This window comes from Verrucosispora sioxanthis (assembly GCF_010560025.1).
Classification (GTDB): domain Bacteria; phylum Actinomycetota; class Actinomycetes; order Mycobacteriales; family Micromonosporaceae; genus Micromonospora; species Micromonospora palythoicola.
The window spans coordinates 206611-219643 of record NZ_SAIY01000009.1; the positions used below are offsets into that span (position 1 = coordinate 206611).

At 73.9% G+C, this 13033-nt stretch carries 8 protein-coding genes and 2 pseudogenes; 2 read left to right on the forward strand and 8 right to left on the reverse strand.

Features of this window, described 5'->3' with window-relative positions; genetic code table 11:
* Window positions 1-197 precede the first annotated feature (197 nt).
* The 6 genes and pseudogenes from mptB (ENC19_RS23725) to ENC19_RS23750 all read right to left on the reverse strand — a co-directional run bounded on the left by mptB (ENC19_RS23725) (window position 198) and on the right by ENC19_RS23750 (window position 8994).
* On the reverse strand, window positions 198-1715 hold the full coding sequence (mptB, locus tag ENC19_RS23725; RefSeq protein ID WP_164449362.1) for a polyprenol phosphomannose-dependent alpha 1,6 mannosyltransferase MptB: 1518 nt from the start codon (window positions 1713-1715) through the stop codon (window positions 198-200).
* A 147-nt stretch (window positions 1716-1862) separates the two neighbouring features.
* Window positions 1863-3275, reverse strand: a complete 1413-nt coding sequence (gene mptB, locus ENC19_RS23730) for a polyprenol phosphomannose-dependent alpha 1,6 mannosyltransferase MptB (RefSeq protein ID WP_281603362.1) — start codon at window positions 3273-3275, stop codon at window positions 1863-1865.
* A gap of 66 nt (window positions 3276-3341) precedes the next feature.
* Window positions 3342-4958 carry a hypothetical protein gene (locus ENC19_RS23735; RefSeq protein ID WP_164449282.1) on the reverse strand — a complete coding sequence of 539 codons (1617 nt, stop codon included), beginning with the start codon at window positions 4956-4958 and terminating at the stop codon, window positions 3342-3344.
* 59 nt (window positions 4959-5017) lie between these two features.
* A pseudogene (locus ENC19_RS23740) lies at window positions 5018-7774 on the reverse strand (bifunctional [glutamine synthetase] adenylyltransferase/[glutamine synthetase]-adenylyl-L-tyrosine phosphorylase); the annotation flags it as partial.
* A gap of 102 nt (window positions 7775-7876) precedes the next feature.
* Window positions 7877-8230 (reverse strand): annotated as a pseudogene (locus ENC19_RS23745) (hypothetical protein); the annotation flags it as partial.
* Window positions 8230-8994, reverse strand: a complete 765-nt coding sequence (locus ENC19_RS23750; protein WP_164449284.1) for a type 1 glutamine amidotransferase — start codon at window positions 8992-8994, stop codon at window positions 8230-8232. The gene ENC19_RS23750 and the pseudogene ENC19_RS23745, both read right to left, overlap by 1 nt.
* Window positions 8995-9151: 157 nt before the next feature.
* Between ENC19_RS23750 and ENC19_RS23755 the strand changes: the two genes are divergently transcribed.
* Both ENC19_RS23755 and ENC19_RS23760 read left to right on the forward strand, forming a co-directional pair.
* Window positions 9152-10027 (forward strand): S66 peptidase family protein, encoded by an 876-nt coding sequence (locus ENC19_RS23755; protein ID WP_166459056.1) that lies wholly within the window; start codon window positions 9152-9154, stop codon window positions 10025-10027.
* Between the two features lie 129 nt (window positions 10028-10156).
* A complete protein-coding gene (locus tag ENC19_RS23760; RefSeq protein WP_164449285.1) occupies window positions 10157-10699 on the forward strand; it encodes a hypothetical protein in 543 nt (180 codons plus the stop codon).
* 259 nt (window positions 10700-10958) lie between these two features.
* Here the strand turns inward: ENC19_RS23760 and ENC19_RS23765 are convergent, their stop codons facing one another.
* Window positions 10959-11384 carry a DUF350 domain-containing protein gene (locus ENC19_RS23765; protein WP_099850791.1) on the reverse strand — a complete coding sequence of 142 codons (426 nt, stop codon included), beginning with the start codon at window positions 11382-11384 and terminating at the stop codon, window positions 10959-10961.
* A 187-nt stretch (window positions 11385-11571) separates the two neighbouring features.
* Window positions 11572-12921, reverse strand: coding sequence for a type I glutamate--ammonia ligase (gene glnA, locus ENC19_RS23770; RefSeq protein WP_164449286.1), 1350 nt, complete (start codon window positions 12919-12921; stop codon window positions 11572-11574).
* Window positions 12922-13033 lie beyond the last annotated feature (112 nt).

Below are 13033 nucleotides of genomic sequence, written 5' to 3' on the forward strand. Positions count from 1 at the left end.
GCCGCCGTGACCCTGCACCGTCGCATCGGGAGCAGCCCCGACGAGTCCTACATGAAGGGCCGGCGACTGTGGCAGTGCAGGTGCTTTCGCACCGGCGTGTCGAGCAGCTCTGCTGCCACGCTTCGGCCGCGCAACCGCGCGCCGCAGGAGGGGCAGGCGGGCGGATCAGTCGGTGGAGGACCGGGCAGCGGCACCGATCAGGGTGGGGTTGATCGCCAGGGACGGCGGCGGGACAGGGTCCACACGAGCACGGCGAGGACCAGGGCGGTCATCGCGATCGCGCCCGGGGCCTTGGTCAGCCGGGCCAGGTTGGTGCCGTCCGGCAGGGCGAGAAACGAGGCCAGCCCACACGGCAGCACGAACCAGGCGGTCCGGGTCGCGGCCACCGCGAGCACCGCCAGCGGCCACGTCGCGTACCAGGGATGGAACACCGGCGCGAGCACCACCGTGGCCACCAACCCCACCCCCGCCCCCCGCAACACCACCCGCACCCGCTCCACCTCCGTAGCGTCGATCATGAGGTTAGCGCCTTGGAAAGCGCTTACCGGTGCCGCTAACCTCATGATCGACGCGGCCGGGTGAGGGGTGAGGGGTGGGGGGTGGCGCAGGGTGAGGTAGGTGTGGTGCCAGAGGAGAGGGAGCAGGGCGGCCAGGAGGGCCAGGGCGGCTATGCGGGTCACGGGGACCGCGTTGGGGTGGCGGGCGAGCAGTTCGCCGACGTAGTCGACGAGCATGCCGATGGCGGTCGGTGGCGACGTCCACTGCACGGTGTCGCCGCTGCGGCCCAACCCGCCGAGCCAGCCGAGCCCCAGACCGGTCAGCCACGAGAGGACCAGCAGCCCGCCGACGGCGCCGAGGGCCAGCAGGCCACCGTCGCGCAGCAGCGTCCGCACGCCGGGCCGACCCCGCACGGCGGCCAGCGCCGCGAACGGCAGCACCACCACGGCGGTCGCCTTCACCGAAACCGCCAGTCCGAGCAGCACCCCGGCGAGCAGCAGCACACCGACCGAGTGCCGCGATCCGAGCCGCCCCGGACGGTGGACGAGGATCAGCAGGGCGGGCAGAAGCAGGCCGAGCATCACCGCGTCGTTGTGCGCCCCGGCCACCAGGTGCACCCCGACCAGCGGACAGGCCAGCAGCAGCCAGGTCGCCCGCCGAGGCGGCACACCGGCTGCCCGGGCCAGGCCGGGCAGGCAGGCCGCCGCCGCCAGCAAGCCCGCGAGCGCCAGCAGCCGCAGCAGCACCACCGTGCCGACCAACCCGCCGCCGAGCGTCACGGCCAGCGCGGCGAGCAGGACGAAGAACGGCCCGTACGGCGCCGGGGTGTCCCGCCAGACCGGCGCGACCGCCTCGGCCCAGGGGCAGCCGGCCGCGGCCACCCCGATGGCGTACGGGTCACCCCCGTCGGCGTAGATCCAGCCCTGGCAGGCGTACGAGTAGACGTCCCGGCTGCCCAGCGGGGCGGTGACCAGCAGCGGCAGCGCCCACCACCCGGCGGTGACGTACGCCCACCTCGTCGACGGCGCACCGGCCCGCAGCGCCCACCAGGCACCCACCATGGCGATGGTGCCGAGCAACCACAGCGTGACGGTCAGCGGGCCACCGTCGGGGGCGGTGTCGGCGTCCGGCAGGGCACCACCGAGGTAGCCGGCGACCGCCAGCAGTAGCGCCCCCACCAGTCCGGCGTACCGGGCGATCCGGTCCCGCGCGCCCACGGTCCGGGCATCGCGACCGGGTCCGGAACCCGGATCGCCACCGGCCTCGGACGCGCAGCGGGGACCGAGGGGGGAACGGGCGCCGGGCTCGCTCACCGGCGGTACCTCTCCTCCAGTGCGGTGTCCAGCAACGCCGCCGGGACTGGCCTACTCGACCGGCACCGGTTGACGGGCCGCCGTCCGGGCCTGCTTCGCCGACCGTACCAAGCGGACCGCAACCACGATCACGAACAGCGTCATCAGCGGCGCACCGACCGTCTTGGTGTAGCGGGGCAGGCCGGTGCCGTCGGCCAGCACCAGGAACGCGGCGTACACGGTCACCGCGCTGAACCACCAGGTGCGCCGCGCGGTGGCGGCGAGCAGGGTCAGCGGCCAGAACCAGTACCAGGGGTGGAACAGCGGGGCGAGCGCCACCGTCGCGGTCAACGCCAGCGCGGCGTGCCAGAGCGGTTCCCGGTGCCGGGCCCGGAACCACAGCCACACCAGCAGCGCGGCCAGCACCAGCACCGCGATGCCCCGGGTCACCGGCAGCGCGTCGATGTGCAGGCCGAACGGCAGCACCAGGTAACCGACGGTCTGCCCGACGGCGGTCGGCGGCGAGGTCCAGGCGACCACCTCGTTGCCGTGCGACAGCCCGGTGATCCAACCGAGGTCCAGCCCGGCGGCCAGGGTCACGCCGAACAGCGTGGCCACGGCGCCGCCGACCACCGGCGTACCGTGGCGCAGCAGCGCACGCAGCGAGAAGCCGCCGGTGATCGCGGCGAGCGCCGCGAACGGCACCACCACGAGCGCGGTCACCTTGATGCCGGCGGCCAGGCCGAGCACGACGCCGCCGGCCAGCAGCGGCCAGGGCCGTCCGGGACGACTCACCACCACGGCCAGCCCGGCCACCAGCAGGCCGACCATCAGCGCGTCGTTGTGCACACCGGAGATCAGGTGAACTCCGACCAGTGGGCTGGCCAGGGCGAGCCAGAGGGCCCGGCCGACCGGCACGCCACTGCGGCGGGCCAGCACCGGCAGGCAGGCCGCCGTCAACACCACGCCGGCCACCGCGAGCACCCGGAACAGGGCGATGCTGCCGATCAGGGAACCGGTCGCCGCGACCACCGCGCCGGAGAGCACCACGAACAGCGGCCCGTACGGCGCCGGGGTGTCCCGCCAGATGTACGACATGGTGTCCAGCCACGGGCAGGGCAGCGTGGAGACGCCGTACTCGTACGGGCTGATGCCGCCCGCGTAGCTCGCTCCCTGGCAGGCGTACGCGTAGGCGTCCCGGCTGCCCAGCGGCGGGGTGAGCAGGAACGGCAGCACCCACAGCCCGGCGGTGACCAGGGCCCATCGTGCCGACGGCACCCGGTCGCGCAGCGTCCACCAGGCCACCGCCATGGCCGCGGTGCCGAACAACCACAGCCCGATGATCAGCGGCCCGTTCGGGCCCAACCAGATCTTGACCGGGTTGGGTCGCAGGTCGCCGTCGGGCAGGGCGCCGCCGAGGAACGCCGCCACGGAGAGCATGATCGATCCGGCCAGTCCGGTCCAGCGCACGAGGTGATGGGGCACCTCGCCATGCTGCCAGTACCGCCGAGCGCGGTACGGAGGTGGGCATCGTCCGGCGGTCGGCGGGCCTCAGTCGTGCGGGCAGTGTCCGGACGGTCGCAGACTGCTGGTGACCGCGAAGGTGCCCGCGCTTCGGGCCCGTACCGTGACCCATTCGTCCGGGCCGGCGCGCAGGCACCCGTCCCCCGCGGACAGCGACAGCCAACGGGACCAACGGACCCGGACGAGCACGTCGGCGGGCGCGTCGACGGTGAACCGCACCCCCGCGTCGTCGGAGCTGACCAGTCGGGCCGGACCGGAGACCAGGGGCGCCGGGTCGAGCACCTGGTACAGCCGCCACTGCCCGGGACGACCCACCTCCCGCAGGTACGGCTGGCCGGCCAGGACCAGCGTCGCCTCGTCCCGGCCGTACCGGTCGAGCGCCGCGTCCGGTGCCACGGCGACGTAGCTGACGGCGTTGCGGCGCAGCCACTCGCCGTACCGGCCGGCATCGAGGCCGCCGTCGTAGAAGAGCGGGTTGCGGCCCACGTCGACCTGTCGTTCCCAACCCCGGGCCAACGGTACGGCGGCGGCCACGAAGGCGCTCTCCCAGTGGTCCCGCAGCGGCACCACCTCGATCCGGCCGACCGGTGCCCGCCGCGCCAGGTCGTCCACCAGCGGTTCGTGGAAGGCGGCGTACGCCGGTGCCGAGCCACGCCGGGCGATGTCGTTGGTCATCACCGGGGACTGCCACCAGAACAGCGCGACGAGCAGCGCGGCCAGCCACCGGCCGAGCCCGACGTAGGCCGCGACGATCGGCAGGGCGAAGAGCATCGGCAGGCGCAGCGCGTTCGAGCCGATCGGGCTGGGCAGGTGGTAGGCCGCGACCAGCAGCAGCGCGGTCAGCGCGGCACCGACCCGCAGCGCCCGGACCGGTACCAGCGCGAGCACCACCACGGCCAGGGCGAGGTTGATCCGCAGTGATTCGGCGCTGAACGGCTGCCAGCCACCGTTGCCGAAGAGCACCGCCATCGGTGCCACCGTCACCAGCGGGGCCAGGCAGAGGACCAGCGCGGCGGCGCCGGGTCGCCGGTGCCGCCAGCTGTCGAGGATCAGCAGGGTGCCGCCGGCCAGGCCGAGGAAGAGGCCGGCCACCGGGCTGGCGGCCGTCGCGAGCACCGCCGCCACACCGGGCGCCGACAGTCGCCACCAACGCGCCCCCCGGGGCAGCGCCACCAGGCAGAGCGCGAGTAGTCCCCACATCAGGCCGACGGCGAAGGTGATCCGGCCGCTGGCCAGGTTCCCCACCAGGACGACCGCGCCCAGCAGGCCGCCGAGCAGCGGACGGCGGGCACCGGTCAGCACCAGCAGCCAGGCCAGTGCCCCGGCGGAGACGACCGCCGCGACCGCACCGAGCGGACGCACCCCCAGCAGCGCGCCGAGCATCTGGGTGTAGAGGCTGTAGCCGAACTGGTTGACCCCGCCGTACCAGGAGAAGTCCAGCGGGGCGAGCCCGTTGCGCTCCGCGAAGCCCGCGCGGGCCACCTGCGCGGAGAGGTCGGTTCCCATGGGCGGGGCCAGCAGGAACGCGACGGCCAGCAGCAGCGACAGCACCAGCGCACCGAGGACCGGGTAGCCCGGCCACGGTGCGCCAGCGTCCTCGGCGGCCTTCCCGTCGGGAACGGCAGCGTGGGTCGATGTCGGCACCGAGCAGTCCTACCACGATCAGCGACCGGCCCTGGTGGCGGGTCGCCGGGAAGCCCGCGCTACATCTCCAGGACGCGTTCGGTGGCGGCGCGGGAGCGACGGCCGGTGCGCAGGTACTCGTCGAGGAACTCGCCCGGATCGTCGCGGCCGAGCAGCCGGACCACCCCGGCCAGCTCCACGCCGTGCCGGGGCAGTTGGTCGCCGGCGCGACCCCGGACCAGCATCAGCGCGTTGCGGACCTGCGCGGCGAGCGTCCAGCCGGCCGTCATCGCCTCGGCGTCCGCCGGATCGACCAGGCCCGCGTCCCGGGCGGCACCGAGCGCGTCGAGGGTACGCGTGCCGCGCAGCTGCGGGTACGCGCCGGCGTGCCGCAGCTGGAGCAGCTGCACCGCCCACTCCACGTCGGCCAGGCCGCCCCGGCCCAGCTTGGTGTGGGTGGCCGGGTCCGCGCCCCGGGGCAGTCGTTCGGTCTCCACCCGCACCTTGATCCGGCGGATCTCGATGGCCTGTTCCCGGGTCAGTCCGTCGGCCGGGTACCGGATCGGGTCGACCATCTGCTCGAACCGGGTGCCCAGGTCGGCGTCGCCGCAGACGCAGCGGGCGCGCAGCAGCGCCTGCGCCTCCCACACCCGCGACCAGCGGGCGTAGTACTGCTGGTAGGCGGCGAGGCTCCGGACCAGTGGTCCCTGCCGGCCCTCGGGGCGCAGGTCGGCGTCGACGCCGAGCGGCGGGTCGGGTGCGGGCATGCCGAGCAGCCGCCGCAGTTCCTCGGCGATGGCGTGCGCGGCGGCACTGGCCGCGCTCTCGCTGACCCCCTCCGGCGGGTCGTAGACGAAGAGCACGTCGGCGTCGGAGAGGTAGTTCGACTCGTAACCGCCGAGCCGGCCCATCCCGATCACCGCGAACGTCAGTCCCGGCATGGCCGGCTGGGCGGCCCGGGCGGTCCGTAGCGCGGCGGCGAGGGTCGCGTCGGTGACGTCGGAGAGCGCGGTGCCGACCGCCGTGATGTCGGACAGCGCGGGCGTGCTCCGGCCGCCGTCGGGGCGGGCCGGGGCCAGCGAGCCGGCCCGGCTGAGCACGTCGGCGCAGGCGAGGCGGAGCAGTTCCCGGCGGCGCAGTGCGCGTACCGCCCGGGTCGCCTCGACCGGGTCGGTGTGCCGGGCCGCGGCGGCGGTGAGACCGTCGAAGAGCACCTCGCGTGGGCGGGGGCTCAGCTCGCTCTCCTCGGCCAGCAGGCGCAGCGCCTCCGGCTCTCGGGTCAGCAGGTCCGCGACGTACCGGGAGGCGGAGAGCACCCGGGCCAGCCGGCGGGCCACCGGCCCGGAGTCACGCAGCAGTCGCAGGTACCAGGGGGTGCTGCCGAGGGAGTCGGAGACCTGGCGGTAGTTGAGCAGCCCCCGGTCCGGCTCGGGCGCGTCGGCGAACTCGCTGAGCAGCACCGGCAGCAGGGTGCGTTGGATGGCGGCGGTCCGGCTGACCCCGCCGGTGAGGGCCTGGAGGTGACGCAGCGCCCCGGCCGGGTCGGCGAAGCCGAGGATCTCCAGGCGGTTGCGGGCCGCCTGCGGGGTCAGCCGCAGCCCGTCGGCCGGTACCCGGGCCACCGACTCCAGCAGCGGCCGGTAGAGCAGCTTGGCGTGCAGCCGGCGTACCTCGGTGGCGTGGGTGACCCACTCGGCGCGGAACTCCTCGACGGCGCTGCGGCCGGGTCCGGCGGTGTAGCCGAGCGCGGTGGCGAGCCAGCGCAACGCGCCCGGTTCGGTCGGTACGGTGTGGGTGCGTCGCAGGCCCTGAAGTTGCAGCCGGTGCTCGACGCTGCGCAGGAACCGGTAGCCGCGCAGCAGCGCCTCGCCGTCGGCCCGGCCTACGTAGCCGCCGGTGACCAGCGCCCGCAGGGCGGGGATGGTGCCGGGCGCCCGCAGCGTCTCGTCGCCCCGGCCGTGCACAAGTTGCAGCAACTGCACCGCGAACTCGATGTCGCGCAGCCCGCCGGGGCCGCGTTTGATCTCGCGTTCCAGTTCCTTCGGCGGGATGTGGTCGATGATCTTGCGCCGCATCGCCCGGACGTCCTCGACCGCCTCGGGGCGTTCGGCAGCCTGCCAGAGCAACGGCGCCAACGCGTCGATCCACTCCTGGCCGAGCGCCAGGTCACCGGCGGCCGGGCGGGCCTTGAGCAGCGCCTGGAACTCCCAGGTCCGCGCCCAGCGCCGGTAGTAGGCCAGGTGGCTCGCCAGCGTCCGCACCAGCGGCCCCCGGTTGCCCTCGGGACGCAGGGCCGCGTCGACCGGCCAGGCGACCAGCCCGCAGATGTGGATCAGCCGGGTGGCCACGGTGGTGGCGGTGGTCAGGTCCTCGTCCTCGGCCGCCACGAAGATCACATCGACGTCGGAGACGTAGTTCAGCTCGCCGCCACCGCACTTGCCCATGGCGACCACGCCCAGGCGCGGCTCCCGGGTGCCCTCGGGCAGCTCCGCCACGGCGATCCGGTACGCGGCCGACAGCGTGGCGTCGGCAAGTGCCGACAGGGCGGCCATCGTCTGTTCCAGGCCGCGCCCGCCGGTCAGGTCGGCCGCCGCGACCCGCAGCAGGGCCAGCCGGTACGCCCGCCGCAGCACCGCGACGGGATTACCGTCGCCGGACAGGTCGAGCCGGCCGTCCGCGGTCGGTGCGAGACCGTCCGGCTCGGTACGCAGTACCGGCCACTGGTCGGGGTTGGCCACCAGATGGTCACCGAGCGCCGAGGAGGCGCCCAGCACGGCGAGCAGCCGGCGACGCAGACCCGGGTCGTCGTGCAGCTCGGCGAGCAGCGCCGAGCCCGCTCGATGCCGCCGCCGGCCGCAGTGGTGCCCTGACTCCCGGCGACACCGTCACGCCCGGCGCTGCCGCCGTTGCCGGTCGCACCCTCGTTCGCGGCACCGGCATCCCGCTCCCGGTGCCGCCCTGGCCGGCGGCGGTCGCCGTGACCGTCCGGGCCCCGCACCCCGTTGCCGCAGTGCCGCACCCGGCCCGGCGCTGCCGTTCGGGCCGGCAATCGTACGGCGCTCCGCCTCCACCAGCCGGTGCAGCTGACGCAGCGCCAGATCCGGGTCGGCGGCCCGGGACAGCGCGGTGAGCAGCTCCTGAGCCTGCTCGCCGGTGGGTTCCTGGGTCTGCGGGCGCCACAGGTCGAGCCCGTCCGGCCCGAGCAGGTCGGCGGCGCGAGCGCCCGCCTCGTCGTCGGTGACGCCGAAGCCGTAGCGGGCGAGACGGCCTGTGGCGCTGGTCGGCCGGCCCATCAGTGCCCGAGCAGCGGCAGGCTGCGCCGCGACCCCTCGTCGAGCTCGCCGAGGGCGAGTGCGGCGAACCGCGCCGCGAACGGCTGCCAGACATCCTCGACGTCGGCCATCACCGCGTCGCAGGCGGAGATCACCAGCTGCGGGTCGTAGCCCAGCTCGGCCAGCAGCACCGAGTCGGTGGCCCACTCGGCGATCATCGCGGTGTCGCACTCGATGTGGAACTGCAACCCCCAGGCCCGGTCGCCGAGGCGGAACGCCTGGTGCGGATAGCGGGTGGAGGCGGCCAGCAGGGTGGCACCGGCGGGCAGCTCGGTGATCTCGTCGGCGTGCCACTGCAACACGTCGGGGATCAGCGGCACGTACCGGAAGAGCGGATCGGACTCGGCCGCGTCCCGCCGGCCGACCACGGCGGGCCCCACCTCCGGCCCGGACGGGCTGCGTACGACCGTGCCGGCGTGGGCGGTGGCGAGCAGCTGCGCACCGAGGCAGACGCCCAGGGTGGGCAGCCGGTGCCGCACCGCCTTGCGGAGCAGCTTCTCCACCGCCGGGAACCAGGGCGCCGCCGGCACCCCGTCGACGAGCGGGTAGGCCTGCTGGTCACCGCCGAGCACCACCAGGGCGGCGTACCCGTCCAGGTCGGTGGGAAGGGTCTCGCCCGCGTGCGGGCGGACCACCGCCAGCTCCAGCCCGGCCTCGGTCAGCCACTCCCCCAGCCGGCGCGGGTCGTCGGTCGGGTCGTTCTCGATCACCAACGCGGTTGCCACATCGTCGAGGCTATCCGGTCCCGCCGATTCGGCCGACCAGCGGGACCGGGAGCGCCGGAACGTGCCTGGCCACCGCAACTAAGCTGCCGCTGTGTCCGACCACATCGCGCCCGACGACGTCGTACGCCCGCCCGCCCTGCGTCCCGGGGACACGGTGATGCTGGTGTCGCCGTCCGGACCGACCCGCCCCGAGCGGGTGGCCCGGGGCGTGGAACTGCTCACCGGCTGGGGGCTGCGGCCGGTGCTCGCGCCCAACGCCTACGCCCGGCAGGGCTACCTGGCGGGGACCGACGCGCTGCGGGCGGCCGACCTCAACACCGCGTTCACCGATCCACGGGTGCGCGGGGTGATCTGCACCAGAGGCGGCTACGGCGCGCAGCGGGTGGTGGACGCGATCGACATGGCGGCGGTACGCCGCGACCCGAAGGTGGTGGCCGGGTTCTCCGACATCACCGCACTGCAACTGGCGCTCTGGCGGGGCGCCCGGTTGGCCGGCGTGCACGGTCCCGGGGCGGCCTGGCGCGACGAGCGCACCCCGCTGTCCTCGGCCGAGTCCCTGCACGCGGCGATGACCAGCACCGAGCCGGTCACCGTACGCGCCGAGGCGGGCGAGGAGACCTTCGGCGTACGCGTCGCGGGGCGGGCCACCGGCCGGCTGCTGGGCGGCAACCTCTGCCTGGTCGTGGCCTCCCTCGGCACCCCGGACATGCCCGACCTGACCGGCGCGGTGCTGTTGCTGGAGGATGTGCAGGAGCCGCCGTACAAGGTCGACCGGATGTTGACCCAGCTCCGCCGGGCCGGCGCGTTGGACGGGCTGGCCGGGGTGGCGGTGGGGCAGTTCACCGACTGCGCCGACGGCTGGGACACCACGGTGGCCGACGTGCTCGGTGAGCGCCTCGGCGATCTGGGCGTACCGGTGCTGGGTGGCCTGCCGATCGGTCACGGCCCCGGTCAGCTCACCGTCCCGGTCGGTACCCGGGCGAGTCTCGACGCCGACGCCGGCACCCTCACCGTGGCCGCCGCCGTCCGCTGAATCCTTGTCGGGATTGTCCGTCTTCAGGATCGGGATTGCCAGCTCGCTGACAGCTTCACCACGGTCCACGCCCAGCCCAGCTCGTCACTGTCGGTGACGTCAGCACATCACCAACGAGTTGGAGGAACGATGTCCCGCACGATCTCGAAGAAGCACCTGCTGGCCGGCCTGGCCGCGGCGGGCGTGCTCGGCGTGGGGATCGCCGCTCCCACCGTGGCGCTCGCCGACGACAAGGCCACCCCGAGCGCCAGCGCCAGCAGCGAACCGCAGGGCGACCGGCAGGAGCAGCGGGCCGCGCGGCACGCGCAGTTCGCCGAGGCGCTGGCCGAGGAGTTGGGCGTGCCTACCGAGCAGGTGACCGAGGCGCTGGAGAAGCTCCGCGAGCAGTACCAGCCGCAGGGCCGGTCGGACCGCGAGGGCCACCGGGGCTTCCCGGGTCGCGGCGAGGGCCGCATGGGTGGCGCGGATGCCGCCGAGGGCCAGCGCCGGACACCGCCGTCGGCCGAGGAGCGCAAGGAGGCGCTGGCCGAGCGGCTCGCGCGGGCGGTCGAGGACGGCAAGCTCACCCAGGAGCAGGCCGACGCCATCACCGCCGCCGTCGAGGCCGGTGTGTTCGGCGGCTGGGGCGGCCCGGGCGCTCGTGGCGACGCGGGCGAGTCCGCCGGCAAGTGACACCTCGGCTGAACGGCCTGGCCTGATGCGGTCCCGGCTGACGCACGCGAACCAGGTGAAAGGCGGCCCCGCTCCACTCCTGCGGGGCCGCCTACCGGGTGCACCGGCGCGTCCCGACGACGGTCAATTCCGCCCGGCTCGCCGACTCACGACATGCGGCAAGTCGCGGTCTCCGGAGCCCGGGAAGGCCCGACTTGCCGCATCCGGCGACCACTGGCGGCGCGCCGGGCTCGACCGGCGGCACCTGACCGGGGCGCGGTCAGGCGATGCAGGCGCAGACGATCAGCGCGGCGCCGAAGTGGCTGGCGGCGCTGACTCGGGCCACCGGGTGCGGCTCGTCGGCGCAGATGACCTCGCCGAGCTTGCCGGGCGTGATCAGGTCCAGCACGAAGAAGGCCAGCGCCATGATGCCGAGACCGATCAGCCCGAAGATCACCGTCGAGGCCAGCCCCTTGGCGAAGTCGCTGTAGCTGGTCAGGATCGCGGTGAAGACGATGCCGGCGACGCCCAGCTGGTTCGCGGCGAGCAGCAGGCCAGCGTTGGCGTTACGGCGTACCCAGATCAGGTCCCGCAGTTTGCCCGGGGTGAGCAGGTCGACCAGGACGAAGCCGGCGGCCATCAGGCCCACTCCGACGACCCCGAACACCACGCTCTGCCAGGCTCCGCTGAGCAGATCCTCCAGCACCGACTGCCTCCCGACGGTCTCCGACCGGCGGACGCCGGCACGGTGATCGAGACGATAGCGGCACCGGGCAACGCCCGGCAGCCCGGCGGCGGGCCGATTCGCACGGACCCACCACAGCAGCGGCCGCAGCGACAGACAAGCTCGCCCGGAGCGCCGGCTACAGCGACAGCCCAGCCGCAGCAGCGGCCTACAACGACAGGTAGTGCTGGCGCTCGTAGGGAGTGACCTCGCGACGGTACTGCTCCCACTCGGCCCGCTTGTTACGCAGGAAGAAGTCGAAGACGTGCTCGCCGAGCACCTCGGCGACCAGTTCCGAACCCGCCATCACGTCGATCGCCTCGGACAGGTTCTCCGGCAGCGGTTCGTACCCCATCGCCCGCCGTTCGGCGCTGGTCAGCGCCCACACGTCGTCCTCGGCGCCCGGCGGCAGCTCGTACCCCTCCTCGATGCCCTTCATGCCGGCGCCGAGCAGCACCGCGAAGGCGAGGTACGGGTTGGCGGCCGAGTCGGGCGAACGGATCTCCACCCGGGCCGAGTTCGGCTTGCCGTACGCCGGGACCCGGACCAGCGCGGAGCGGTTCAGGTGCCCCCAGCAGACGTACGCGGGGCTCTCGGTGACCCGGTCCGGCAGCGCCTGCGGGAACAGCCGCTTGTACGAGTTGACCCACTGGTTGGTGACCGCGGTGTACTCCCGGGCGTGGGCCAGCAGCCCGGCGATGAACGCCCGCGCCACCTTGGACAGCTTCATCGGGTCGCTGGCGTCGTGGAACGCGTTGCGTTCCCCCTCGAACAGCGACAGGTGGGTGTGCATCCCACTGCCCGGTTGGTCGGTGAACGGCTTGGGCATGAAGGTGGCCTGCACGCCGGTGGAGAGCGCCACCTCCTTGACCACGTGCCGGAACGTCATGATGTTGTCGGCGGTGGTGAGCGCGTCGGCGTAGCGCAGGTCGATCTCCTGCTGGCCGGGGGCGACCTCGTGGTGGCTGAACTCCACCGAGATGCCGATCCGCTCCAGCGACAGCACCGCCTGACGGCGGAAGTCCCGCGCCACGGCGTGGGTGGTGTGCTCGAAGTAGCCGCCGGTGTCCACCGGCACCGGCACCGAGCCGTCCATCGGCCCGTTCTCCAGCAGGAAGAACTCGATCTCGGGGTGGGTGTAGAAGGTGAAGCCCTTCTCCGCCGCCCGGGACAGCGCCCGACGCAGCACGTGGCGGGGGTCGGCCCAGGACGGGCCGCCGTCGGGCAGCAGGATGTCGCAGAACATCCGGGCGCTCTCGCCGCTGACCCCACCCTCGAACGGGAAGACCTGGAAGGTGGTCGGATCCGGCATGGCGACCATGTCCGACTCGAAGACCCGGGCGAACCCTTCGATCGCCGAGCCGTCGAAGCCGATGCCCTCCTCGAAGGCGGCCTCCAACTCGGCGGGGGCGACCGACACGCTCTTGAGCGTGCCGAGCACGTCGGTGAACCACAGCCGGACGAAACGGATGTCCCGCTCTTCCAGCGTACGGAGGACGAACTCCTGCTGACGGTCCACTTCCCCAACCTTCCGCGACACGCTATGTCCGCCTTCGGTCGGACTCTGCCCGACCTGACCGACCAGTCTCCACCGACCCGATTACGCAGACGTTAACCGAACGGCGGCCGTT

What these genes read in the sequence shown, in the direction of transcription:
- ENC19_RS23755 (WP_166459056.1), top strand. Translation starts at nt 9,152, where the DNA reads ATGCTGGTGTCGCCGTCCGGACCGACCCGCCCCGAGCGGGTGGCCCGG.
- ENC19_RS23760 (WP_164449285.1), top strand. Translation starts at nt 10,157, where the DNA reads ATGTCCCGCACGATCTCGAAGAAGCACCTGCTGGCCGGCCTGGCCGCG.